23 protein-coding genes and 1 pseudogene are annotated in these 23,088 nt (G+C 61.9%); 9 read left to right on the top strand and 15 right to left on the bottom strand.

Going from position 1 to position 23,088, the window contains the following annotated elements:
• The first annotated feature begins 183 nt into the window (after positions 1–183).
• The 6 genes from hemA (at position 184) to FIV38_RS07940 (ending at position 5,551) form a co-directional block, all read left to right on the top strand.
• Positions 184–1,473: a glutamyl-tRNA reductase gene (gene hemA, locus FIV38_RS07965; RefSeq protein ID WP_029295660.1), complete on the top strand. Its 1,290-nt coding sequence runs from the start codon at positions 184–186 to the stop codon at positions 1,471–1,473.
• Positions 1,470–2,552 (top strand): peptide chain release factor 1, encoded by a 1,083-nt coding sequence (gene prfA, locus FIV38_RS07960; RefSeq protein WP_029295658.1) that lies wholly within the window; start codon positions 1,470–1,472, stop codon positions 2,550–2,552. Before hemA ends, prfA begins: the two co-directional genes overlap by 4 nt.
• Positions 2,553–3,383 carry a peptide chain release factor N(5)-glutamine methyltransferase gene (gene prmC, locus FIV38_RS07955; protein WP_029295656.1) on the top strand — a complete coding sequence of 277 codons (831 nt, stop codon included), beginning with the start codon at positions 2,553–2,555 and terminating at the stop codon, positions 3,381–3,383.
• Positions 3,377–4,132: a molybdopterin-synthase adenylyltransferase MoeB gene (locus tag FIV38_RS07950; RefSeq protein ID WP_092233535.1), complete on the top strand. Its 756-nt coding sequence runs from the start codon at positions 3,377–3,379 to the stop codon at positions 4,130–4,132. Before prmC ends, FIV38_RS07950 begins: the two co-directional genes overlap by 7 nt.
• Positions 4,125–4,919 (top strand): glutamate racemase, encoded by a 795-nt coding sequence (gene murI / locus FIV38_RS07945; protein ID WP_092233539.1) that lies wholly within the window; start codon positions 4,125–4,127, stop codon positions 4,917–4,919. Before FIV38_RS07950 ends, murI begins: the two co-directional genes overlap by 8 nt.
• Before the next feature lie 113 nt (positions 4,920–5,032).
• Positions 5,033–5,551 (top strand): acyloxyacyl hydrolase, encoded by a 519-nt coding sequence (locus FIV38_RS07940; protein ID WP_092233542.1) that lies wholly within the window; start codon positions 5,033–5,035, stop codon positions 5,549–5,551.
• Between the two features lie 168 nt (positions 5,552–5,719).
• On the opposite strand, the gene FIV38_RS07935 is transcribed toward FIV38_RS07940, so the two are convergent.
• From FIV38_RS07935 to FIV38_RS07880, 12 genes are all read right to left on the bottom strand, one after another.
• The gene (locus FIV38_RS07935) at positions 5,720–6,025 is read right to left on the bottom strand and encodes a YkgJ family cysteine cluster protein (RefSeq protein WP_029295648.1); all 306 of its coding nucleotides are present in this window, start codon (positions 6,023–6,025) and stop codon (positions 5,720–5,722) included.
• A 54-nt stretch (positions 6,026–6,079) separates the two neighbouring features.
• A complete protein-coding gene (locus FIV38_RS07930; protein WP_092233545.1) occupies positions 6,080–6,559 on the bottom strand; it encodes a DUF2878 domain-containing protein in 480 nt (159 codons plus the stop codon).
• Entirely contained in the window at positions 6,552–7,823 is a 1,272-nt protein-coding gene (locus tag FIV38_RS07925; protein ID WP_092233548.1) for an SAM-dependent methyltransferase, read from the bottom strand. Before FIV38_RS07925 ends, FIV38_RS07930 begins: the two co-directional genes overlap by 8 nt.
• Positions 7,810–8,613 (bottom strand): DUF1365 domain-containing protein, encoded by an 804-nt coding sequence (locus FIV38_RS07920; protein WP_070996784.1) that lies wholly within the window; start codon positions 8,611–8,613, stop codon positions 7,810–7,812. Before FIV38_RS07920 ends, FIV38_RS07925 begins: the two co-directional genes overlap by 14 nt.
• A complete protein-coding gene (locus tag FIV38_RS07915) occupies positions 8,610–9,857 on the bottom strand; it encodes an NAD(P)/FAD-dependent oxidoreductase (RefSeq protein WP_092233550.1) in 1,248 nt (415 codons plus the stop codon). The genes FIV38_RS07920 and FIV38_RS07915 overlap by 4 nt, the downstream gene beginning before the upstream one ends.
• Complete coding sequence (locus FIV38_RS07910) at positions 9,854–10,636, bottom strand: SDR family NAD(P)-dependent oxidoreductase (RefSeq protein ID WP_029295635.1); 783 nt, start codon at positions 10,634–10,636, stop codon at positions 9,854–9,856. The genes FIV38_RS07915 and FIV38_RS07910 overlap by 4 nt, the downstream gene beginning before the upstream one ends.
• Positions 10,633–11,055 carry a nuclear transport factor 2 family protein gene (locus FIV38_RS07905; RefSeq protein WP_092233553.1) on the bottom strand — a complete coding sequence of 141 codons (423 nt, stop codon included), beginning with the start codon at positions 11,053–11,055 and terminating at the stop codon, positions 10,633–10,635. The genes FIV38_RS07910 and FIV38_RS07905 overlap by 4 nt, the downstream gene beginning before the upstream one ends.
• Positions 11,048–12,493 (bottom strand): deoxyribodipyrimidine photo-lyase, encoded by a 1,446-nt coding sequence (phrB, locus tag FIV38_RS07900; RefSeq protein WP_092233556.1) that lies wholly within the window; start codon positions 12,491–12,493, stop codon positions 11,048–11,050. The genes FIV38_RS07905 and phrB overlap by 8 nt, the downstream gene beginning before the upstream one ends.
• The gene (locus FIV38_RS07895; RefSeq protein WP_092233559.1) at positions 12,494–13,429 is read right to left on the bottom strand and encodes a MerR family transcriptional regulator; all 936 of its coding nucleotides are present in this window, start codon (positions 13,427–13,429) and stop codon (positions 12,494–12,496) included.
• 3 nt (positions 13,430–13,432) lie between these two features.
• On the bottom strand, positions 13,433–14,392 hold the full coding sequence (locus FIV38_RS07890) for a YbgA family protein (protein WP_083335493.1): 960 nt from the start codon (positions 14,390–14,392) through the stop codon (positions 13,433–13,435).
• A gap of 113 nt (positions 14,393–14,505) precedes the next feature.
• Positions 14,506–14,721 (bottom strand): TIGR02450 family Trp-rich protein, encoded by a 216-nt coding sequence (locus FIV38_RS07885; RefSeq protein WP_092233562.1) that lies wholly within the window; start codon positions 14,719–14,721, stop codon positions 14,506–14,508.
• A complete protein-coding gene (locus FIV38_RS07880) occupies positions 14,718–15,704 on the bottom strand; it encodes an NAD(P)/FAD-dependent oxidoreductase (protein ID WP_029295620.1) in 987 nt (328 codons plus the stop codon). The genes FIV38_RS07885 and FIV38_RS07880 overlap by 4 nt, the downstream gene beginning before the upstream one ends.
• Before the next feature lie 196 nt (positions 15,705–15,900).
• On the opposite strand from FIV38_RS07880, the gene FIV38_RS07875 reads away from it, so the two are divergent.
• Together FIV38_RS07875 and hemH are read left to right on the top strand one after the other, a co-directional pair.
• Positions 15,901–16,800, top strand: a complete 900-nt coding sequence (locus tag FIV38_RS07875) for a TIGR01777 family oxidoreductase (protein ID WP_029295618.1) — start codon at positions 15,901–15,903, stop codon at positions 16,798–16,800.
• A 14-nt stretch (positions 16,801–16,814) separates the two neighbouring features.
• Complete coding sequence (gene hemH / locus FIV38_RS07870) at positions 16,815–17,837, top strand: ferrochelatase (RefSeq protein ID WP_092233565.1); 1,023 nt, start codon at positions 16,815–16,817, stop codon at positions 17,835–17,837.
• A gap of 111 nt (positions 17,838–17,948) precedes the next feature.
• Here hemH and FIV38_RS07865 read toward each other — a convergent pair whose 3' ends face one another.
• From FIV38_RS07865 to algW, 3 genes and pseudogenes are all read right to left on the bottom strand, one after another.
• On the bottom strand, positions 17,949–18,668 hold the full coding sequence (locus FIV38_RS07865) for a DUF4198 domain-containing protein (protein ID WP_092233568.1): 720 nt from the start codon (positions 18,666–18,668) through the stop codon (positions 17,949–17,951).
• Between the two features lie 12 nt (positions 18,669–18,680).
• Positions 18,681–20,788, bottom strand: a pseudogene (locus FIV38_RS07860) (TonB-dependent siderophore receptor).
• 74 nt (positions 20,789–20,862) lie between these two features.
• Complete coding sequence (gene algW, locus FIV38_RS07855) at positions 20,863–22,017, bottom strand: Do family serine endopeptidase AlgW (RefSeq protein WP_092233571.1); 1,155 nt, start codon at positions 22,015–22,017, stop codon at positions 20,863–20,865.
• A gap of 102 nt (positions 22,018–22,119) precedes the next feature.
• Between algW and FIV38_RS07850 the strand changes: the two genes are divergently transcribed.
• Positions 22,120–22,878: a Nif3-like dinuclear metal center hexameric protein gene (locus FIV38_RS07850; protein ID WP_029295607.1), complete on the top strand. Its 759-nt coding sequence runs from the start codon at positions 22,120–22,122 to the stop codon at positions 22,876–22,878.
• Positions 22,879–23,088: the final 210 nt, after the last annotated feature.

The following is a 23,088-nucleotide window of genomic DNA, read 5'->3' as shown; positions in this document are numbered from 1 at the left end:
AAACGCCAAGACGCCGCGTTTACCCAAGGTGCCAGCGTTTTCGTTGACGATTTTTGCGAGCAAGCTCGCTCCTGCAAAGGGTCTTTATAGACACAAGGCATTAGGACAATAGACGACGGTGGTTGTTCTGGATGAGTCGAAGTAGGACAATTGTCGGCTTCTCGACATCATCAGCGATATTGAATGGCCTTCCTTGCTCTGGGTATCAACCACAAGACTGCTTCTGTAGACGTCCGCGAGCGCGTGGCGTTTACCCCGGAGCAATTGGTTGAGGCTTTGCAGCAGCTGTGCCGGCTCACCGACAGCCGCGAAGCTGCGATCCTTTCCACCTGCAATCGCAGTGAGCTCTATATAGAGCAGGAACATCTTTCGGCGGATGTCGTGCTGCGCTGGCTGGCTGATTACCATCATTTGAGCCTGGATGACCTGCGCGCCAGTGCTTATGTGCATGAAGATGATGCGGCAGTTCGTCACATGATGCGTGTTGCATCCGGGCTTGATTCGCTGGTGCTGGGCGAACCGCAAATCCTCGGCCAGATGAAGTCGGCCTACGCCGTGGCCCGCGAAGCCGGGACCGTAGGGCCGTTGCTGGGGCGTTTGTTCCAGGCCACCTTCAATTCGGCCAAGCAGGTGCGCACCGATACGGCGATCGGTGAAAACCCGGTCTCCGTGGCTTTTGCTGCCGTCAGCCTGGCCAAGCAGATCTTCAGCGACCTGCAGCGCAGCCAGGCCCTGCTGATCGGCGCGGGCGAGACCATCACCCTGGTCGCCCGGCACCTGCATGACCTTGGCGTCAAGCGTATCGTGGTAGCCAACCGAACCCTGGAGCGCGCCAGCATCCTGGCCGAAGAGTTCGGTGCCCACGCGGTATTGCTGGCTGACATCCCGGCCGAGCTGGTGCGCAGCGATATCGTGATCAGCTCCACCGCCAGCCAGTTGCCGATCCTGGGCAAGGGGGCGGTGGAAAGCGCCTTGAAGCTGCGCAAGCACAAGCCGATTTTCATGGTGGATATCGCCGTTCCCCGTGATATCGAGCCAGAAGTCGGCGAGTTGGACGACGTTTACCTCTATAGCGTCGACGACCTGCATGAAGTGGTCGCCGAAAACCTCAAGAGCCGCCAGGGTGCTGCCCAGGCTGCCGAGGAAATGGTCGCGATCGGCGCCGATGACTTTATGGTGCGTCTGCGCGAGCTGGCTGCCGTGGATGTGCTCAAGGCCTATCGCCAACAGGGCGAGCGCTTGCGTGACGAGGAATTGCTCAAGGCCCAGCGTCTGCTGGCCAATGGCGGTAACGCTGAAGATATTTTGATGCAATTGGCCCGTGGCCTCACCAACAAGCTGTTGCATGCTCCCAGCGTACAGCTTAAAAAACTGACAGCCGAAGGCCGCCTCGATGCGCTGGCCATGGCCCAGGAACTCTTTGCCCTCGGTGAGGGCGCGTCAGACAGCTCTTCGGATAAAAAACTGCAATGAAAGCGTCACTGCTCAATAAACTGGACGTGCTCCAGGACCGTTTCGAAGAACTGACCGCCTTGCTTGGCGATGGCGAGGTTATTTCCGATCAAACCAAGTTCCGCGCCTATTCCAAGGAATACGCCGAAGTTGAGCCGATCGTGACCACCTACTCGCAACTGCTCAAAGTGCAGGCCGACCTCGAAGGCGCCCAGGCGCTGCTCAAGGACAGCGACCCGGACATGCGTGAAATGGCCGTGGAAGAAGTCCGCGAAGCCAAGGAAAAGCTCGTTGAGCTGGAAGGCGATCTGCAACGCATGCTGCTGCCCAAGGATCCTAACGATGGGCGCAACGTCTTCCTGGAAATCCGCGCCGGTACCGGCGGCGACGAGGCGGCGATCTTCTCCGGCGACCTGTTCCGCATGTATTCGCGCTATGCCGAGCGTCGCGGCTGGCGTGTCGAAATCCTCTCCGAGAACGAAGGGGAGCACGGCGGCTACAAGGAAATCATCGCCCGGGTCGAAGGCGAGAACGTCTACGGCAAGCTGAAGTTCGAATCCGGCGCCCACCGCGTACAGCGCGTTCCAGCCACCGAGTCCCAAGGCCGCATCCACACCTCGGCCTGCACCGTGGCGGTATTGCCCGAGCCGGACGAGCAGGAAACCATCGAAATCAATCCGGCAGATTTGCGTGTCGACACCTATCGTTCGTCCGGCGCCGGTGGCCAGCACGTCAACAAGACCGACTCGGCGATCCGCATCACTCACTTGCCGTCCGGCATTGTGGTGGAGTGCCAGGAAGAGCGGTCCCAGCACAAGAACCGTGCGCGGGCCATGTCCTGGCTGTCGGCCAAGCTCAACGACCAGCAGACCAGCGCCGCCGCCAACGCGATTGCCAGCGAGCGCAAGTTGCTGGTGGGCTCGGGTGACCGGTCCGAGCGCATTCGCACCTATAACTACGCCCAGGGCCGGGTCACCGACCATCGGGTCAACCTGACCCTGTATTCCCTGGACGAAATCCTTGCCGGTGGCGTGGACGCAGTGATCGAGCCGTTGCTTGCCGAATACCAGGCCGACCAACTGGCCGCGATAGGTGAATAAATGACCATTATTGCCAGCTTGTTGCGCGCCGCCGAGCTGCCCGACTCGCCGACTGCCCGTCTGGATGCGGAGTTGCTGCTGGCGGCTGCCCTGGGCAAGTCCCGCAGCTACCTGCACACCTGGCCAGAAAAAATCGTCAGCAGCGAAGACGCGCTACGTTTTGCCGGCTACCTGCAACGTCGTCGCAGCGGTGAGCCGGTGGCCTACATCCTCGGCCAGCAGGGCTTCTGGAAGCTCGACCTGGAAGTCGCGCCGCACACGTTGATCCCGCGCCCCGACACCGAACTGCTGGTGGAAGCGGCCCTGGAATTATTGCCCGCCAGCCCGGCCAACGTCCTCGACCTGGGCACCGGCAGCGGCGCCATCGCCCTGGCCTTGGCCAGCGAGCGCCCGGCCTGGCGCGTGACGGCGGTAGATCGCGTATTTGAGGCCGTGGCCCTGGCCGAGCGCAATCGCCAGCGCCTGCACCTGGATAACGTCACGGTGCTGAACAGCCACTGGTTCAGTGCCCTGAAAGATCACACCTATCACCTGATCATCAGCAACCCCCCCTATATTGCCGACAACGATCCGCACCTGGTGGCGGGCGATGTGCGCTTCGAACCCGCCAGCGCATTGGTCGCAGGTCACGATGGCCTGGACGACCTGCGCCTGATCATCGCCCAGGCGCCGCTGCACCTGGAGGCCGGTGGCTGGTTGCTGCTGGAGCATGGTTACGACCAGGCGCCGGCCGTGCGTGACCTGTTGCTGGCGCAAGGTTTTGCCGAGGTCCACAGCCGTATCGACCTCGGCGGGCATGAGCGCATCAGCCTGGGACGCCGGCCGTGCTGACCGATCAGGAGCTGTTGCGCTATAGCCGACAGATTCTGTTGCAACAGGTCGATATCGAAGGCCAGTTGCGCCTGAAAAACAGCCGTGTATTGATCGTCGGCCTGGGTGGTCTCGGTGCTCCGGTGGCCCTGTACCTGGCAGCCGCCGGTGTGGGTGAGCTGCATCTGGCGGATTTTGATACCGTCGACCTGACCAACCTGCAACGCCAGATCATCCACGACACCGACAGCGTCGGCCTGAGCAAGGTCGATTCGGCTATCCGCCGCTTGAGCGCGATCAACCCAGAGATCCGGCTGGTTGCCCACCGCGCTGCGCTGGACGTTGATTCGTTGGCCGCTGCTGTAGCCGGCGTGGACCTGGTGCTCGATTGCTGCGACAACTTCGCGACCCGCGAAGCGGTGAACGCGGCGTGTGTCGAAGCTGGCAAGCCTTTGGTCAGCGGTGCGGCGATTCGCCTGGAAGGCCAACTCTCGGTGTTCGACCCGCGACGCCCGGAAAGCCCGTGCTACCACTGTTTATATGGGCACGGCAGCGACACCGAGCTGACCTGCAGCGAAGCCGGCGTCGCCGGTCCGCTGGTAGGCCTGGTCGGCAGCCTGCAAGCCTTGGAAGCCCTGAAACTGCTGGCCGGTTTTGGCGAACCCCTGGTCGGCCGCCTGCTGCTGATCGACGCCCTGGGCACACGTTTTCGCGAGCTGCGGGTCAAGCGTGACCCCGCTTGCAGCGTCTGCGGTCGCCAGCATGGTTAAGGATGCACCGATTGGTGTATTCGACTCCGGGGTCGGCGGCCTGTCGGTGCTCGACGAAATTCATCGTTTGTTGCCCCATGAGTCGCTGCTGTACGTGGCAGATTGCGGGCATATCCCCTACGGCGAGAAAACCCCTGCATTCATTCGCGAACGTTCGCGGGTGGTTGCAGAGTTTTTCCGCGAGCAGGGCGCCAAGGCCTTTGTGATTGCCTGCAACACGGCCACTGTGGCAGCGGTCGCGGATTTGCGCAGTGATTATCCGGATTGGCCGCTGGTGGGCATGGAGCCGGCGGTCAAACCTGCGGCTGCCGCGACGCGCAGTGGTGTGGTCGGGGTACTTGCCACCACGGGCACCTTGCAAAGCGCCAAGTTCGCCGCGCTGCTGGATCGCTTCGCCACCGATGTGCGGGTGGTGACGCAACCTTGCCCGGGGCTGGTAGAGCTGATCGAAGCCGGCGACCTCAACAGCCCGGCGCTGCGCCAGATGCTGCAAGGGTATGTCGCGCCGCTGATCGAGGCCGGGTGCGACACCATTATTCTGGGCTGCACTCACTATCCCTTCCTCAAGCCCTTGCTGGCGACGCTGCTGCCACCGTCAATCATCCTGATCGACACCGGCGCGGCAGTGGCGCGTCAGTTGCAGCGCCTGCTGGGCGAACGCCAACTGCTGGCCGAGGGCAGTCCTCGGGCGGCGCAATTCTGGACCAGCGGTGATCCGCAACATCTCAGAAATATCCTACCCACACTATGGAAATTCAGCGGCGTTGTGCGAAGCTTCGCCCTGTGAAAAATTCGTGAAATAGCGGGTTTTTTAGCTGAACTTCTGCGTTGTCCGTGATTTCTATAGCTCTTGATGAGCAATACAAAACCATACAACTTCGTTTGGAAAGGATGTTTCTTATGAAGCGCTTGTTCTGTTTGGCCGCGATTGCGGCCGTTTTGGTAGGGCACTCTGTTTCTTCCCAGGCTGCCGGCCTGGAATTTGGGGTGGGGCATACAAGCGATTCGACCATGACCTATCGCCTGGGCCTGCAATCGGACTGGGACAAGAGCTGGTTGCAGAGCGATGTCGGGCGCCTGACCGGCTACTGGAGCGGCGCCTATACCTTCTGGGATGGTGACGAACGCGCCAGTGTCAGCAGCTTGTCGTTTTCCCCGGTGTTTGTGTATGAGTTCGCCGGCGAGTCGGTGAAACCCTATATCGAAGCGGGGATCGGCGTGGCGTTGTTCTCACGCACAAAGGTGGAAGACAACAACATTGGCGGGGCTTTCCAGTTCGAAGATCGGCTGGGCTTTGGCTTGCGCTTCGCTGGCGGGCACCAGGTGGGGATCCGTGCCACGCACTATTCCAACGCGGGCATCAGCAGCCACAACGATGGTATCGAGAGCTATTCGTTGAACTACACCATGCCGCTCTGATACTCCCCAAGCACAGCCCGACCCATGTAGGAGCGGGCTTGTGTGGGAGCCGGGCTTGCCCGCGATGCAGACGACTCGGTGCTTCAGGCAAACTGAAGTGATGCTATCGCAGGCAAGCCAGCTCCCACACAAGCCAGCTCCCACATTTGACCACCACCGTTTTCAGAATCAACGGTAGACCGTTGCAATCCCCTGGCGCTCTTCAAGGCACTCCGGCGCGCCCATCTCGAATTCCCGGCAAATCAGCGGTCGTTTTTCATAGATCGTGCACATCATCGTGTCGCGATCCAGCGCGGCGCACCAGCCGTCGTCCAGGCGCAGCATGACTTCGCCGCCCCAATCGTCCGTGTCGATATAGCGATCAGGCACGCCGGTGTCGGTGATCAGCATGACTTCCAATTGACAGCAGCAGGCTGCGCACGTGGAACAGGTGACGGCGGGTTCGGTGATTTGGGTGTGGGGGATGTTGGTCATAGACGCGCAGTGTAAGGCAAGCCGGTCGAATGCGTGTGAAAGCTCTGACGGACGTCAGCGCGCGAGCCGGTGCAGGCCGGGAAATACCACGGCCCAAAGCAGCGCGATTGCCACCAGGGTCGGGGCTGTGGCAAATCCGAAGCTCACGCCTGCCAACTGGCTGCCGGCGTAGTACGACAGCGGCCCGCCCACGCCCCCCAGCAGGCTTGCGCGCCACCAGGGCCGGGCGCTCCAGGCCAGGCAATGGCGCAAGGTGGTCGCCAGCAACGCCCACAGCAAGATCAACCACCCAGGAATCAAAGGGCCGTGTTCACTGAACTCGAACACGCCTAACGTGCGCAATAGCGTGTCGAGCAGGGTGCCGAGCACGGTCACGCTCAAGATCAACCGCCCCTCAGCGGCCCATGAAGTTATCCACAGCAGGTGAATTGCCAGCACGACCAGCCCGAGCAATAACCAAAGGCTGTCGCCCCCCATCACACAGGCAAACCAGCCGCACTGGAACAGCGCGGCGTTGGCCAGGTTTTTAAGCATTGAAACGCCCGAGCAGCGGTTGTGTCACCGCGCTGGGCTTGGCCAGCAGCAATTGCGCAGTGCCGATGGTGCGCTCCATAAAGCCGCCTTCGCAGTAGCACAGGTAGAACTCCCACAACCGCAGGAAGTATTCGTCGTAGCCCAATTCCGTGAGCCGGCCATGGGCGCGGCGAAAGTTCTCGTGCCACAAGCGCAGGGTTCGCGCGTAATGCAGGCCGAAGTCTTCCATGTGCAGCAGGTTCATATCGGTGTCGCGGCTGACGATCTGCAACATTTTCTGCACACAGGGCAGGGCGCCGCCGGGGAAGATGTAGCGCTGGATGAAGTCGACGCTGCTTTTGGCCTGCTCGTAGCGTTGTTCGCGAATGGTGATGGCCTGCAGCAACATCAGCCCGTCGCTCTTGAGCAAGTGTGCGCATTGCTTGAAGTAGGTGGGCAAGAAACGATGGCCAACCGCTTCGATCATTTCAATGGACACCAGCTTGTCGTACTGCCCGCTCAGGTCGCGGTAGTCCTGCAGCAGCAGCGTCACCTGATTCTGCAAACCCAAGGCCTGGATGCGCTGTTCGGTGTAGGCAAATTGCTCTTTGGACAAGGTAGTCGTGGTAACCCGGCAGCCGTATTGCTGGGCTGCGTACAGGGCCATGCTGCCCCAGCCAGTACCGATTTCCAGCAAGTGGTCCGAGGGCTTGAGTGCCAGTTTCTGGCAGATGCGCTCCAGCTTGTTGAGCTGTGCCTGCTCCAGCGTATCGTCGGCGCTAAGGAACTGCGCCGCCGAATACATCATGGTCGGGTCGAGAAACTCCTGGAACAGGTCGTTACCCAGGTCATAGTGGGCGGCGATGTTTTTTTGCGAGCCCTTGCGGGTATTGCGGTTGAGCCAGTGCAAGCCTTGGGTGAAGGGGCGGGCCAGCTTGGCCAGGCCACCCTCGAGGGCGTCCAGTACATCAAGGTTGCTGACCATCACGCGCACCACGGCAGTCAGGTCCGGGCTGCTCCAGAAACCATGGATGAACGCCTCGCCCGCGCCGATGGAACCGTTGGCAGCCACCAGGCCCCACACGGCCGGGTCGAGGATCTGGATCTCACCCAACAAATGCGCTTCCCGTGCCCCGAACACCTGGCGTTCACCGTCCTCGATCACCACCAGTTGGCCATGGCGCAGCTTGCCGAGTTGGCGTAGCACGGCTTTGCGCAACAGCGCGCCGGTCAGGCCGTTGATGTTCAGGCGCTGGGATTTGATCGATAAGCTAGGGGATTTCATGGTGGCGATCCTTGGGATACCCAATTGCACAGGCGTCATCGGCCGCCTGATGGGGGAAAATCGGTGTGCGTTTAAGGAGCAGGCGCAGGGCTTGCCAGTAGATAGCCAGGCAGGTCTTGGCGGTCATCCACGGAAAGCGCCGCAAGTAGCGATGCAGGCTGGCGCGGTCGAGGGCTTCGCGTTGCAGGCTCAAGGTGGCGTCGAACACCTTGCTCTCGCCTTGCCAGTCGGCCATATGCACCCCCAGGCGTTGGCCGGGCGGGCTGAAGCTCATGCGGTATTGCAGATCCCGGGGCAGGAAGGGCGATACATGAAATGCCTTGGCCACCGCGAAATGCTGATGCTCGCCGCCCGCCAGGGCCCGGGCGGGCAGCACATAGTGGTAGCGCTCGCGCCACGGGGTGTTGGTCACTTCACAGACAATCGCCGCCAGTTGCCCGTCGCCCTCGAAGCAGTAGAAGAAACTCACCGGGTTAAATGCCAGGCCCCAACTGCGGGCCTGGGTCAGCAGGCAGATATTGCCTTGGGGTGTATGCCCAAGGGTCGTGCCGACCAGTTGGCGCACGGCGTCGCTCAAGCAGGTGCCATCGCGGGTCAACTCACGCAGGTAATCCTGCTGGCGAAACGCAAAGGGCGCGAAGCGGCCACTGCCGGCCAACGGTGACAGCCCCAGCACCTGCTCCTGTTCGCTGAGGTCCAGGTACAGCAGGCCGATGCGATAGCGAAAGGCATGGCCCTTGGGGGTAAATCGCCGATGGGCAATCCAGCCGCTGTAGAGGGCGCTGTTCACAGGGTTTCCCCAAACGCCTGGGCCACGCGCAGGGCGCTGACCACGCCGTCTTCATGAAAGCCGCTGGCCCAGTAGGCCCCGCAATAATAGGTGTGCTGCGCGCCATGCAATTCTTCCCAGCGTGCCTGTGCCGCCACCGCCGCCAGGCTGTATTGCGGATGGGCATAGGTGTAGCGGGCAAGGATTTTCAGTGGGTTGATAATCGCTGTCTGGTTGAGGCTCACACAAAAGGTGGTGTCGCTGTCGATCCCTTGCAGGATGTTCATGGCGTAGGTGACGGCTGCCGGCTTGTGCGTGCTGGCGTCCAGCCGATAGTTCCAACTGGCCCAGGCCAGGCGGCGGTCGGGCAGCAAGCGCGTATCGGTGTGCAGGACCACGTCATTGTCGGCGTAGGTTATCGCCCCCAGGATCTGCTGTTCGGCCAGGCTGGGATCGTCCAGCAAAGCCAGGGCCTGGTCGCTGTGGCAGGCGAAGATCACTTTGTCGAAGATTTCGCGGCCGTCGGCACTGTAGATCACTGCGCCTTCTGGCGTGCGCTCGACTTTCTGTACCGGGCAGTTGAGGCAGATGTGCTGGCGAAACGAGTGGGTCAGTGGCTCGATATAGCGGCTGGACCCGCCTTCGATCACGCACCATTGCGGCCGATTATTCACCGACAGCAAGCCGTGGTTCTTGAAGAACCGCACGAAGAACTGCAGCGGGAAGGCCAGCATGTCCGCCAGGGACATCGACCAGATCGCCGCGCCCATGGGCACGATGTAGTGGCGGATAAACCGCGGGCCATAATTGCCCGCCTGCAAGTATTCACCCAGGGTCATCTGCGCGCTGATGCGTTGTTCCTGCAAATCCAGGGGCGCCTGGCGATTGAAACGCAGAATGTCGCGCAACATGCCCCAGAAACCCGGAGACAGGATATTGCTGCGCTGGGCGAACAGGCTGTTGAGGTTATTGCCGTTGTACTCGACGTTTTCCTCCGGGGCGCAGACCGAGAAGCTCATTTGGGTCGGCTTGAACGGCACGCCAATTTGCTGCAGCAGGCGGATGAAGTTGGGGTAGGTCCAGTCGTTGAACACGATAAAGCCGGTGTCCAGCGCGTACTGTGCGCCGTCGACGGTCACGTCTACCGTGTGGGTATGGCCGCCAATCCGGTCAGCGGCTTCGAACAGCGTGATGTCATGGCGGCGGCTGAGCAGATAGGCGCTGGTCAGCCCGGAAATTCCGCTGCCGATAATCGCGACTTTCACAGGTTGTCCTTGTGCGGCGGCGGGCTGCGCAGCATGCGTTTGCCGATAATCAGTTGCGCGCGGTTCGGCAGTTTCGACAGCGGCCACAGGGTGGCGATGAACAGGGCCGGGAAGGCGATCTCCAGTGGGCGTTTTTCAAGTTTGCCGAAGATATGCCGTGCGGCTTTGTCGGCCGGCCAGCTCAGAGGCATAGGGAAATCGTTGCGTTCGGTCAGTGGGGTGTCGACGAAACCGGGGCTCACTACCGTGACGTCGATGCCTTCGGGCGACAGGTCGATGCGCAGGGATTCGAACAAGTAGCGCAGGCCGGCCTTGGACGCGCCATAGGCTTCTGCGCGGGGCATCGGCAGGTAGGTGACGGCACTGGCGACCCCCACCAAATGCGGGGTTTGCCCGGCACGCAGCAGCGGCAGCGCGGCTTCGATGCAATAACTGCTGGCCAGCAGGTTGGTGCGCACCACGTGTTCGATAATCGAGGCATCGAACTGCTTGGCATCCACATATTCGCAGGTGCCGGCATTGAGGATCACGGTGTCCAGGGCGCCCCAGGTTTGCGCGATCTGTTCGCCGATTTCCCGTACCACCTGGCTGTTGGTCAAGTCGCCGGCGACCACCAGCACTTGCCCGGGGTAGCGTTGGGCCAGTTGTTCCAGTGGCGCCTTGGAGCGCGCACTCAGCGCCACCTGCGCACCACTGCCGAGCAGCTCTTCGGCCAATGCGGCACCGATGCCACTGCTTGCCCCTGTCAGCCAATAACGCCGTGGCGATTTCAGGCTCATGCCATTCTCCCTTTCAACCAACGGACCAGCCGGCCAAGGACCGGTAGGTGTTCGTAAAGCAGCGCGCCAGCATCAAAGTAATCGCGGTGCCGGTAAACCTTGTCGTGCCATAGCAGATGGGAGCAGCCCTCGACCTGAATCTGTCGGCCACCCGCCAGGCGTGGGTGGCAGAAACTCATGGTCCAGCGCAGATAACCCTCGCCATCGGCCACGTGGTCGAAGGCGTGGAAGTCAAAACGCAGTTGCTCGACGTTGCTATAAAGCTCGGCGAAGTACGCTTGCAGCGCGCTGATACCGTGGACCTGATGCAGTGGGTCGGTAAACGATATGTCCTGGCTGTACAGGCTGTCGAGCAGGTGCAGGTTGTGCTTGTCCAGGCGGGCGAAGGACTGGGCGAACTGGCGCAGGAAGTCACTCATACACGCCTCCCACCGCCTGGCGTGAGGGCAGGGCACGAAAGGCCGCCAACGCGCGCTCACGGGAATGCTTGAGGTCGACGATGGGGCGCGGGTAGTCGGCCACGCCAAACAGCCCGCCAACGGCGTCGGGGTTGTGCACTTCCTTCTTGTTCAAGCTCGCCAGTTGCGGCAGCCACTGTTTGATAAAGCGCCCTTCGCCGTCGAATTTCTCGGACTGGCTCAGCGGGCTGAAAATGCGGAAGTACGGTGCCGAATCAGTGCCGGTGGACGAACTCCACTGCCAGCCGCCGTTGTTGGCCGCCAGATCACCGTCGATCAAGTGCCGCATAAAAAAGCGCTCGCCTTCGCGCCAGTCGATCAGCAGGTTCTTGGTCAGGAACATCGCCACCACCATGCGCAGGCGGTTATGCATCCAGCCGGTTTCCAGCAGTTGGCGCATCGCGGCGTCGATGATCGGCAGGCCGGTGCGCGCCTCTTGCCAGGCTGCAAGGTCAGCGGGGGCATGGCGCCAGGCCACGGCTTCGGTTTCCGGGCGAAACGCACGGTGGCGCGACACCCGTGGGTAGCCCACCAGGATATGTTTGTAGAACTCGCGCCACAGCAACTCGTTGATCCAGGTGATGGCGCCGATATCGCCGCTTTCGAATTCACCCTGGTTGCTTTGCAGCGCCGCATGCAGGCACTGGCGCGGCGAAACCACGCCGGCTGCGAGGTACGCCGACAGTTGGCTGGTGCCGGGCTTGGCCGGGTAGTCACGCTCGTCCTTGTAGTAGCTGATCTGAGCGTCGGCAAACTGCGCAAGGCGCCGCTGTGCCTCGTCTTCACCGGCCGGCCAAAGTGCGCGCAGGGCGTCGCTGGGCGGGGCAAACCCCTTGACCTGCTCGGGAACCGCATCACTGGCCAATGGCAGCGCGGCCTGGGCCTTGGGGGTTGGCACTCGACGTGGCAGGGCGCTGTGCAGGCGGTTGTAGCAGACCTTGCGAAACTGGCTGAACACTTGGAAGTAGGTGCCCGTCTTGGTCAGCACGCTGCCGGGCTGGAACAGCAATTGGTCCAGGTAGCGGTAAAAACCCAGGCCTTGGGCTTCCAGGGCCTGGGCCACTGCAGCGTCACGCCGGCTCTCGTGGATCCCGTACTCTTCGTTGACGTGCACGGTCTGGACCGACAACTCCTGGCACAACTGCAGCAATACCTGTGGGGCTTGGTCCCACGTATCCGCGTGGCGGATCAGCAATGGGATGTTCAGCTCACCCAGGGCCTGGCCCAGGCACTTGAGGTTGCGCAGCCAGAAGTCGACTTTGCACGGTGCGTCGTCATGGGCCAGCCATTGCCCGGGCGTGATCAAGTACACCGCCGCCGTCGGGCCACGCTGGCAGGCGGCCGCGAGGGCGGTGTTGTCATGCAGGCGCAGATCGCTGCGCAGCCAGATCAGGTGCATTTAAAGAAGCCCACGCTGGATCAGGAGTTGATGAGCCGACAACGGGTCTTCGGCCAGCAACAACTGAGGAATGTCTTGGGTTAATACCGCCAACTCGGCCTGGTGGATGCACACCGTTGGTCCGGCGATAAGGGTCGGGCAGTTGGTGCCGCTCAAGAGTTTCGGCAGGGCCGCCAGATGGATGGCCTTGCTTGAGTACAGCAGCACGGCGCGCGGTTGCAAATGCTCAACGGCCAAGGCCAGTTCGCCGTTGGGCAACGGCCAGTCGAAGACCTCCACCGGGCAATCGGCACTGCTGGCCAGCCAGGCGCTCAGCCACAGGTGTGGCTCCAGCGGCAGGTCGGAATGATTGATCAACAGCAGCGGCGGGCCATTGAGCTGGCGATTGTTGTGATACATCCGCGCGCCAAATTTGCTGCGCAGCCAGGAGTGGAAAAACACCCGCTCCATCTGTGCGCCGAACTGGCCCTGCCAGCGCTGTTCCAGTTCCTTGAGCAGCGGCAACAACAGCTGCTCGCACAGAGTGCGCGGTGGGTAGAGGGCCATGGCCTGGTTGAACACATCGTCCACCCGGCGTTCGGCCAGTTGAGCGATGGCCTGCACCAGCGTCTGGCGCAGGCTCTGCCATTCGTTTTCGATGCTGTCGTCCACCGGCTGGGCGTTGTCGATCAACTGCTTGACCTGGCTGACCGGCACGCCACGGTTGAGCCAGGTCAGGATGGTCTGGATGCGCTGCACATGTTCGGCGTTGAACAGCCGGTGGCCCTTGGGGGTGCGCTGGGGCACGATCAAGCCATAGCGCCGCTCCCACGCGCGCAAAGTCACCGCGTTGACCCCGGTCTGGCGCGCCACTTCGCGAATCGGCAGCCAGCCTTGTTCCAGGGCCTGGGCCACGTCTTCGACGGGTAGGGTTGGGTGTTGCAGGGAAACATTCATGGGTTAGATCGCATTACGCAGGCTGAGATTTTCCGGATGGGGCTGCAAGTACGCCTGTTGCGCGATGTAGCGGTCCGGGTGTTGGCGAAAGTGATGTTTGAGCAGGGTCAGCGGCACCACCAGCGGCACGATGCCGTGACGGTATTGGCCGATCAGGGTCTGCATTTCTTGTTTGTCGTCGGCGCTGAGGGCTTGCTTGAGGTAGCCGCTGATGTGTTGCAGCACGTTGGAATGGGTGCCACGGGTCGCGCACTTTTTCAGTGCGCTCATCAGCTCAGTGAAATAGTCGCTGGCCAGGGCTTGCAGGTCGCAGCCCTTGCCCATGCTGCCCAGCAGATGACCCAGGCTCTTGTAGTGGGCCGGGCTGTGGGCCATCAGCAGGTATTTGTAGCGCGAGTGGAAGGCCAGCAGGCGATGACGGGTCAAGCCCTCTGCCAGCAGTTGCTGCCAGGTGGCATACACAAACACCCGCGTCAGGAAATTTTCGCGCAGCACCGGGTCGTGCAGGCGACCGTCTTCTTCCACCGGCAGGTTGGGGTGGCGGGCACAGAAGGCCTGGGCATAGATGCCGCGCCCGCCGCCGTCCACCGGGGTGCCGTTGTCGCGGTAGACCTTGACCCGTTCCAGGCCACAGGACGGCGACTTCTGCATGAAGATGTAGCCGCACAGGTCGGTATGCTCGGCGGCCATTTGTTGACCATAGGCGTCCAGGGGCGCGGTTACATTCAATTCACGGTGCACGGTGCCCACGGCCTGCGGTTGCTGCGGATCGCCCACCAGGCGAATCGGCTCGCGGGGGATGCCCAGGCCAATGGCGACTTCGGGGCACAGCGGCACGAAGTCAAAGTATTCACCGAGTGTCTGGCTGCACAGGGGGGATTGCTTGTGCCCGCCGTTGAAGCGCACGTTTTCGCCAAGCAGGCAGGCGCTGATGGCGATCTTGGGTTTGCCGGTGGCGGACACTGGGGTGGACATGGCAAAACCTCTACAAGATTCCTGTACAGAATTTAATTTCTGTACAACTAAATCTCATCATAGGTCCGAAGCTGTACAAGTCAAATTATTTGTACAGGTTTTTACGCCCAGCCGATTTTCCAGCGCTCGGCATCTTGCAGGCTTTGCCAGGCCAGGCGCTCTGACCGGCGGGTGAGGACGGCTTGCAGTTCAATCTCCAGCACGCTGCCTTCGTCATCGCGAAACAATTCGGTGACCAGGAAATGTTTTTCCTTGTGCCGAGGTTGGGTGGCTGTCCATTTCGAGAGCAGCAATTTCGCCGGGTTGATGCGGTTCATTGCAGGTGTTCGAGCAGGCGCCGCGCCGCTTCCTGGCCGCTGAGCCATGCGCCTTCGACCCTGCCGGACAGGCACCAGTCGCCACACACGTACAACCCCAGGTCGGCGTCCGCCAGCACGCCCCATTCATGGCTGCCCGCCGGGCGGGCGTACAGCCAGCGGTGGGCGAGGCTGAAGGAGGGCGCCGGCATGCTGCAGTGCAGCAATTCGGCAAAGGCGCCGTGCAGCAATTCGATAATGGCTTCCTTGGGCAGGTCCAGGTGCTTTTTGCTCCAGGCACTGCTGGCATGCAGGATCCAGGTGTCGGGCGTGGCATCGCGCCCGGGTTTGCTGCGGTTGCGGGCCAGCCAATCCAGGGGGCTGTCCTGTACAAAGCAGCCTTCCATAGGGGTATCCAGCGGCGTGTCGAAGGCCAGGGCGATGGCCCAGGTCGGGTCCATTTTCACCCCGGCGGCAGTGCTCGCCAGTTTCGGCGCTGCCGCCAGCAGGGCAGTGGCCTGGTGCGCCGGGGTGGCGATGATCACGTGGCTGAAGGGGCCGTGGTTGCCGCCATCGGCGTCCAGCAGGTTCCAGTGTTGCTGGCCCTGGAACACTTCGGTGATACGGCAGCCAAACTCTACCGGCAGGTCATCGAGCAGGGCGCGGGTGATGGCGCTCATGCGCGGGGTGCCGACCCAGCGGGTCTGTTCGTCCGGGGAGGGGCTCAGTTGGCCGGATTGGCAATTGTAGAGTTGCGGCTCCCACTCGGCAGCCCAGCCATTGGCTTGCCAACGTTGGACTTCATTGACGAAACGTCGGTCGCGCGCGGTGAAATACTGCGCGCCCAGGTCCAGTGCACCGGCTTCGCTGCGCTTGCTGGACATGCGCCCGCCACTGCCGCGGCTTTTATCGAAGAGTTGTACAACGTGCCCGGCATCTTTTAGCGCTCGGGCGGCCGAAAGTCCGGCGATGCCGGTACCGATGATCGCGATAGGAACAGTCATGGGAGGCCTCGTTTTACCGTTGGGTACAGACTACGCCGACACCAATAGCTGTACAATATTGTTTTTTGGTATAAGTTTCGGCATGCCTGAATGTGTCGCGTGACCTATGGTTAAACCTAGGTTGCGCCGATTAAAAAGATCCCTGCTTATAAAATAGACCAGCGACGCTCGGCCAACGTTACAGGAGGAAGATCTCATGCACATTTTGCTGACCGGCGGTACGGGTCTGATCGGCCGCCAGCTCTGCCAACACTGGAGCGCCCAGGGGCATCGGTTGACGGTCTGGAGCCGCAACCCCACGCAGGTCGCCACGCTGTGCGGTGCGCAAGTGCAGGGCGTCGCCCGTTTGCAGGATGTAACGCAGCCGGTGGATGCGGTGATCAACCTGGCCGGCGCGCCGATTGCCGACCGCCTCTGGACCCACAAACGCAAGGCGTTGCTGTGGAGCAGCCGGATCAGCCTGACGGAAACCCTGCTGGCCTGGCTCGAGGGCCTGGCAGTCAAACCTGCGGTATTGATCAGCGGCTCGGCGGTGGGTTGGTACGGCGATGGCGGTGAGCGTGAGCTGACCGAAGCCAGCGGCCCGGTGCAGGACGATTTCCCCAGCCAGTTATGCATCGCCTGGGAAGAAACCGCCCAGCGCGCCGAAGCTTTTGGCCTGCGGGTGGTGCTGGTGCGTACTGGCTTGGTGCTAGCGGCTGAGGGCGGCTTTTTGTCGCGGCTGTTGCTGCCCTTCAAGCTGGCGCTGGGCGGGCCTATCGGCAATGGTCGGCAGTGGATGCCGTGGGTGCATATCAAGGATCAAATCGCCCTGATTGATTTTCTTCTGCATAAACCTGACGCCAGCGGTCCTTATAATGCCTGCGCGCCACAGCCGGTGCGTAACCGCGAGTTCGCCAAGACCCTGGGCCAGGTCCTGCACCGCCCGGCGTTCATGCCCATGCCGGCGTTCGCCTTGCGGCTGGGGTTGGGCGAGTTGTCCGGGTTATTGCTGGGGGGGCAGAGGGCAGTACCCGAGCGGCTGTTGGCTGCCGGTTTCATTTTTCAGTTCACTGATTTGCACGCGGCCCTGGACGACTTGTCCAGCCGCCTCTAGAGATAGGATGTTGCATGACGGATCACGCGTTGTTACTGGTCAACCTGGGTTCACCGGCGTCCACTTCGGTGGCCGATGTGCGCAGCTACCTCAATCAGTTTTTGATGGACCCCTATGTGATTGACCTGCCGTGGCCGGTCCGGCGCTTGCTGGTGTCGCTGATCCTGATCAAGCGCCCCGCGCAGTCGGCCCATGCCTACGCCTCGATCTGGTGGGACGAAGGCTCGCCGCTGGTAGTCCTCAGTCGCCGCCTGCAGCAGCAGATGACCGCCCAGTGGACCCAGGGTCCGGTGGAGCTGGCGATGCGCTATGGCGAACCCTCGATCGAAAGTGTACTCACCCGCCTGGCCGGGCAGGGCATCAGCAAGGTCACGCTGGCGCCGCTGTATCCGCAATTTGCCGACAGCACCGTGACCACGGTGATTGAAAAAGCGCGGCGGGTGGTGCGGGATAAGCAACTCAACCTGCAGTTCTCGATCCTGCAACCGTTCTACGACCAGCCGGAATACCTCGACGCCCTGGTGGCCAGTGCCAGGCCGCACTTGCAGCAGGATTACGATCACCTGCTGTTCAGCTTCCATGGCCTGCCGGAACGGCACCTGAACAAACTCAACCCTGGGCATTCGCTTGAAGGCAGTGGTGACTGCTGCGCCAATGCCTCGCCCGAGGTGCGTACGACGTGTTATCGCGGGCAGTGCTTCAGCGTCGCCCGTGACTTTGCTGCGCGCATGGGCCTGCCGGACGATAAATGGTCGGTGGCGTTCCAGTCGCGCCTGGGCCGGGCGAAGTGGATCGAACCCTACACCGAGGCACGCCTGGAGGCACTGGCCCAGCAAGGGGTGAAGAAGTTGTTGGTGATGTGCCCGGCGTTTGTCGCCGATTGCATCGAGACCCTGGAAGAGATCGGTGATCGCGGGCTGGAGCAGTTCCGCGAAGCCGGGGGCGAGGAGTTGGTGTTGGTGCCGTGCCTCAATGATGATCCGCAATGGGCGGTGGCGCTCAACACCTTGTGCGAAAGAGCGCCTGTCAGCCTTTAGCGTGGCAGCGGGCTGGTGTGGGAGCTGATGTGGAAGCTGGCTTGTGTGGGAGCCAGCTCCCACCCAAGCCAGCCCCTGCACAAGCCAGCTCCCAGATGGGTTCACTGGGGGTTATTCGTGGTGCGGTTGGCCGAGGAAGGTCAGTGAGCTGAACAGCGCACGGGTCTGGATCTCGCTATCACCTTGGACCGGTACTTCCACCTGCGCCGCAATCACATTCAACGCCTCGTTGCGCACCAGTACCTGGGCCCGGCCATCCTTGTCGGTCTCGGTGCTCAAGGTGTTCGGCGCGCTGCGGTAGTCGCCAATCAACTTGATCCCCGCAGCAGGCTTGCCATCGATCAACACCCGCACCGGCAGGGATTTGCCAGGGCCAACGGTGAGCGGATCGACCTCGGGCACGATCACCATCCTCAATTGATCCAGCTTGGGCAACTTGGCCCCGGCCTGATAGATCGCCAGGCTGTACTTCAGGGCCTGGGTGGTTTCGAGGGCGCCGGGTACTTGGCTGCGGCCCTTGTTCACCCACTTCTTGTCCGGGGTTTGCGACCACAAGCCATTATCAAACGCCACCGCCAGCACCGCAGGCGGCTTGAGCGGTTGCAGGCGCGCCTGGTCGTCCAGGCGTTGCACCGTCACGGGGATCATCCGGCCACTGGGGTCATAGGCCCAGGCACCGCTGACCTTCTTCGCCTTGAAGGCTTCGTCTTCGGCACCGTGGCCATAGATCACCTCGATATGGCCCCGGCGTTGCTCGGTCCACAGGCCATGGGCCGAGACCTGGGTGGCGAACAGCAGACCGAGCACGGCCAATGATTTGAGCGCTTGCATGGGGACGTCCTTTTACAGGTTGAGGGTCAGGCTGACGGTAAAGTTGCGCGGCTCTCCGGGGTTGACCCAGTAGTTGCTGTAGGAGCGCTCGTAGTACTTTTCGTCGAACAGGTTGTTGAGATTCAGGCCCACGGTGACGTTATCGCTGGCTTTGTAATGGGCCAGCAGGTCGACGGTGTGGTACGCCGGCAACTCGAAGCTTTTGCCAGCCTCGCCCGAACGGTCGCCGACATAAGTAAACGCCGCGCCCACGTCAGAGCCGCGCAGGGCGCCATCCTGGAACTCATACACGCCCAACAGGCTGCCACTGCGCTTGGCCACGCCGAGAATGCGGCTGCCGGCGGGCACGTCTTGGTCGCCCTTGGTTACTTCTGCGTCGATGTAGGCAAGGCGCCAATCACCCGTACGGCGTCAGTCAGTTGCCCGGTCAATTGCAGGTCGAAACCCTGGCTGCGGGCCTTGCCGATGGCGCGCTTGGTGTCGGTGGCCGGGTCCGTGGCCAGGGTGTTTTCCTTCTCGATATGGAAGGCGGCGAGGGTGGTGCTCAGGCGGTCGTCGAACAGCTCGCTCTTGATGCCCACTTCATAACCGACGCCTTCCTCGGGCTTGAGGAAATTGCCGGCAGCATCCAGCTCACTTTGTGGTTTGAACGAGGTGGAGGCGTTGGCAAACAGGCCCACTTGCGGGGTCAGTTGATACAGCAGGCCGGCCCGTTGCGTCATGACGTCGTGGGTTTTCTGGCTCTTGGCCCCGTTACGGGTGAAGTCCTCTGAACGTTGCTCGACGTGCTCCAGGCGCATGCCAACCACACCGCGCAGGCGCTCGGTAAAGACGATCTGGTCTTGCAGGTTCAGCGCCTGGCTTTTCACCTGGGTGAAAAAATCACTGCCCGAGCGCTGGCCATTGGGCTTGGGCTGGCCATAGACCGGCCGGTAGATATCAATCGGGTAACTGCCGGCGATGGCGGTCACCCGTTCTTTCTTGCGGTAGTCCTCGTACTCGGTGCCGATCAGCAGTTCATGCTGCCAACTGCCCACCTCGAACAGGCCGCGCAGTTCCAGTTGGGTGATGCTGTCGTGCCACCCCATGGAGCGTTGGCGGTAGCGGCGGTTGACGGTATGGCCATCGGCATTCAGCGCACGGCTCTCCGAGGCTTCGCCCCACAGGCTGCCCTGTTTGTAATGGCTGGCTAGGCGCAGCTTCCAGGCATCGTTCAAGTGATGCTCGAGGGTGGCTTGCAGACGGTTGTTGTGGTTGTCGATATCGCCGTCGTTGGGCTCGCCGAGGAAGGTCGAGCGCGACATGCCGCTCCAACGGTTGTTGGGGGCCACGATGCCCCGGTCGAAGGTCGAGCTGTGGCGCACGAACTCACTCTCCACCAGCAGGCTGGTGTCCGGGTCCAGTTGCCAGCTGAAGGAGGGCGCAACAAACACCCGCTTGCTCTGCACGTGATCGCGGAAGCTGTGGTTGTCTTCCACCGCCAGGTTGACCCGCGATAACACCTGGCCTTCGCTGTCCAGCGGGGTGTTGATATCGACGGCGGTGCGGTAGCGATCCCAGCTGCCGGCGCTGGTCTGTACGGTGGTGAAGGCTTCGGCTTGGGGCTTCTTGGTGACGATGTTTACGGTACCGCCGGGGTCGCCACGGCCATACAGGCTGGCGGCGGGGCCCTTGAGCACTTCGATGCGTTCGATATTGGCCGTGTCCGGCGTACTGGGGTAGCCGCGGTTGGCGCTGAAACCGTCCTGGTAGAACTGTGACGTGGTGAAGCCGCGAATGCTGTACTCGTAAAGGGTCAGGCCGCCGAAGTTGTTCTGCTTGGACACGCCGCCGGCAAACTCCAGGGCGCGCTCGACGTTGTTGCTGCCCAGGTCCTTGAGCACTGTGGCGGGAATCACACTGATCGATTGTGGGATATCGCGCAGGGCCGTGTCGGTCTTGGTCGCGCTGGCCGAGCGGGTCGCGCGGTAGCCCTGGACCGGGCCGGTGGCAGATTCATACGCCTCACCGGTGATGCTGGTGGTGCCCAACTCAAGGGTGTTGGTGTCTTCTGCAAACACCGGGTCCACCAGCAATCCCAAGGCGAGACCGGCCAGGGGCGCAAACTTTCGAGACGTCATGGTCTAACATTCCAATATCAATATTGAAATAATATAACATGACTGTTGAGAGTGTATCTCTTTAAGAACGCCCTTTATTCTTGCTCTTTAACCGGTGCTGGCGGCGGCCGCAGCCCCACTTCGGCCAGGAGTTTGATCTCTTTGCCGTTGCGCATGACCTGGATCGCGACCTTTTCCGTTGGCTTGATCCGCGCCACTTGGTTCATCGAACGACGGCCATCGCCAGCCGGTTCGCCGTCGATGCTGAGGATCACATCGCCCACCTGCATCCCGGCTTTTTCCGCTGGACCGCCGCGCAGGATGCCGGCAATGACAATGCCGGGGCGCCCGGTCAGGCCAAAGGATTCGGACAGCTCCTTGGTCAGCGGCTGCACTTCAATCCCCAGCCAGCCACGGATCACCTGGCCGTGCTCGATGATTGACTTCATCACTTCCATCGCCAGCTTTACCGGGATCGCGAAACCAATGCCTTGGGAGCCACCGGACTTGGAGAAAATCGCGGTGTTGATGCCCGTCAGGTTGCCGCTGGCATCCACCAGCGCGCCGCCGGAGTTACCCGGGTTGATTGCTGCGTCGGTCTGAATAAAGTCTTCGTAGCTGTTGAGGCCCAACTGATTACGCCCGGTGGCGCTGATGATGCCCATGGTCACGGTCTGGCCGACGCCGAACGGGTTGCCGATGGCCAGCGCCACATCGCCGACGCGCAGGCCTTCGGAGCGGCCGATGGTAATGGAGGGCAGGTTCTTCAGGTCGATTTTCAGCACCGCAAGGTCGGTTTCCGGGTCGCTGCCCACCACCCGCGCCAGGGTTTCGCGGCCATCGCGCAGGGCCACCACAATCTGGTCGGCGCCGGTGCTCACATGGTTGTTGGTCAGGATGTAGCCTTCCGGGCTCATGATCACCCCGGAGCCGAGGCTCGATTCCATGCGGCGCTGCTTGGGCGAGTTGTCACCGAAAAAACGCCGGAACTGTGGGTCTTCAAACAGCGGATGCGCCGGTTTATTGATGACTTTGGTGGTGTACAGGTTGACCACCGCAGGCGCCGCGACCACTACCGCATCGGCATAGGTCACCGGGCCCTGTTGCACCGCGTTGGTTTGCGGTGCCTGTTGCAGGTTGACGTCCAGGCTTGGCAGGCCGACCCATTGCGGATAACGCTGAATGATCAGCATCGCGATCAGCACGCCGGCCAACAATGGCCATCCAAAAAAACGCAGCGCCTTGAGCATCAAGTAAGTCCTGACAGGTTGCAGGGGGCGCGGGAGCGCCCATAATGTCGCGCATTATACGAGGCCGCGAGCGCCTCTGAACGGGATATTTAGGAGTCTTTTATGGCCGTCGCCCTGAGCACCCTGGTTGAAGAAGCGGATCGCTACTTGAACAGCGCAAAAATTGCCGATTACTGCCCCAATGGCCTGCAGGTCGAAGGGCGGCCGCAGGTGTTGCGTATTGTCAGTGGCGTGACTGCCAGCCAGGCGCTGCTCGATGCAGCCGTCGAGGCCAAGGCCGACCTGGTGCTGGTGCATCACGGCTATTTCTGGAAAGGCGAAAGCCCATGCATCACCGGCATGAAGCAGCGCCGCCTCAAGACCCTGCTCAAGCACGACATCAGCCTGCTGGCCTACCACCTGCCGCTGGACCTGCACCCGGAAGTGGGCAACAACGTGCAATTGGCCCGTCAGTTGGACATCACCGTCGAAGGCCCGCTGGACCCGGACAACCTCAAGGTTGTGGGCCTCGTGGGCTCCCTGGCCGAGCCGCTGTCGGCGCGCGATTTCGCCCGTCGTGTGCAGGAAGCCATGGGCCGCGAGCCGCTGCTGATCGAAGGCAGCGCGATGATCCGCCGCGTGGGCTGGTGCACCGGCGGCGGCCAGGGCTACATCGACCAGGCCGTGGCGGCCGGAGTCGACTTGTACCTGAGCGGCGAAGCTTCAGAGCAGACGTTCCACAGCGCCCGTGAAAACGACATCAGCTTCATCGCCGCCGGCCATCACGCCACCGAGCGTTACGGCGTGCAGGCCCTGGGCGACTACCTGGCCCGGCGCTTTGCCCTGGAACACCTGTTCATCGACTGCCCCAACCCGATCTAAGCCTCCATTGCGTCCACTGTAGGAGCCGGCTTGCCGGCGATGAGGCCCTTGAGTCATGCATTGATTTCAAAGGACGCCATCGCCGGCAAGCCGGCTCCTACGGAGCGATGTACGGCCAAACGAGGCGGTATATCCATATACCGTTTCGATCTAGCTGGCTCCCTGAATAGAAGAAGGTGCTGTGCTAGCATGCCCCGCTCGAACACGGCC

Origin of the sequence: Pseudomonas proteolytica, assembly GCF_007858275.1 — a bacterium.
Taxonomy (GTDB): domain Bacteria; phylum Pseudomonadota; class Gammaproteobacteria; order Pseudomonadales; family Pseudomonadaceae; genus Aquipseudomonas; species Aquipseudomonas proteolytica.
The sequence above is the reverse complement of the archived record's forward strand: the minus strand, read 5'-3'. Positions and strand labels throughout refer to the sequence as shown.

Excerpts from the sequence above, each read along its gene's own strand:
- hemA (WP_029295660.1), top strand. The coding sequence starts at position 184 with ATGGCCTTCCTTGCTCTGGGTATCAACCACAAGACTGCTTCTGTAGAC.
- prfA (WP_029295658.1), top strand. The coding sequence starts at position 1,470 with ATGAAAGCGTCACTGCTCAATAAACTGGACGTGCTCCAGGACCGTTTC.
- prmC (WP_029295656.1), top strand. The coding sequence starts at position 2,553 with ATGACCATTATTGCCAGCTTGTTGCGCGCCGCCGAGCTGCCCGACTCG.
- murI (WP_092233539.1), top strand. The coding sequence starts at position 4,125 with ATGGTTAAGGATGCACCGATTGGTGTATTCGACTCCGGGGTCGGCGGC.
- FIV38_RS07940 (WP_092233542.1), top strand. The coding sequence starts at position 5,033 with ATGAAGCGCTTGTTCTGTTTGGCCGCGATTGCGGCCGTTTTGGTAGGG.
- FIV38_RS07935 (WP_029295648.1), bottom strand. The coding sequence starts at position 6,025 with ATGACCAACATCCCCCACACCCAAATCACCGAACCCGCCGTCACCTGT.
- FIV38_RS07930 (WP_092233545.1), bottom strand. The coding sequence starts at position 6,559 with ATGCTTAAAAACCTGGCCAACGCCGCGCTGTTCCAGTGCGGCTGGTTT.
- FIV38_RS07925 (WP_092233548.1), bottom strand. The coding sequence starts at position 7,823 with ATGAAATCCCCTAGCTTATCGATCAAATCCCAGCGCCTGAACATCAAC.
- FIV38_RS07910 (WP_029295635.1), bottom strand. The coding sequence starts at position 10,636 with ATGAGCCTGAAATCGCCACGGCGTTATTGGCTGACAGGGGCAAGCAGT.
- FIV38_RS07905 (WP_092233553.1), bottom strand. The coding sequence starts at position 11,055 with ATGAGTGACTTCCTGCGCCAGTTCGCCCAGTCCTTCGCCCGCCTGGAC.
- phrB (WP_092233556.1), bottom strand. The coding sequence starts at position 12,493 with ATGCACCTGATCTGGCTGCGCAGCGATCTGCGCCTGCATGACAACACC.
- FIV38_RS07895 (WP_092233559.1), bottom strand. The coding sequence starts at position 13,429 with ATGAATGTTTCCCTGCAACACCCAACCCTACCCGTCGAAGACGTGGCC.
- FIV38_RS07885 (WP_092233562.1), bottom strand. The coding sequence starts at position 14,721 with ATGAACCGCATCAACCCGGCGAAATTGCTGCTCTCGAAATGGACAGCC.
- FIV38_RS07880 (WP_029295620.1), bottom strand. The coding sequence starts at position 15,704 with ATGACTGTTCCTATCGCGATCATCGGTACCGGCATCGCCGGACTTTCG.
- FIV38_RS07875 (WP_029295618.1), top strand. The coding sequence starts at position 15,901 with ATGCACATTTTGCTGACCGGCGGTACGGGTCTGATCGGCCGCCAGCTC.
- hemH (WP_092233565.1), top strand. The coding sequence starts at position 16,815 with ATGACGGATCACGCGTTGTTACTGGTCAACCTGGGTTCACCGGCGTCC.
- FIV38_RS07865 (WP_092233568.1), bottom strand. The coding sequence starts at position 18,668 with ATGCAAGCGCTCAAATCATTGGCCGTGCTCGGTCTGCTGTTCGCCACC.
- algW (WP_092233571.1), bottom strand. The coding sequence starts at position 22,017 with ATGCTCAAGGCGCTGCGTTTTTTTGGATGGCCATTGTTGGCCGGCGTG.
- FIV38_RS07850 (WP_029295607.1), top strand. The coding sequence starts at position 22,120 with ATGGCCGTCGCCCTGAGCACCCTGGTTGAAGAAGCGGATCGCTACTTG.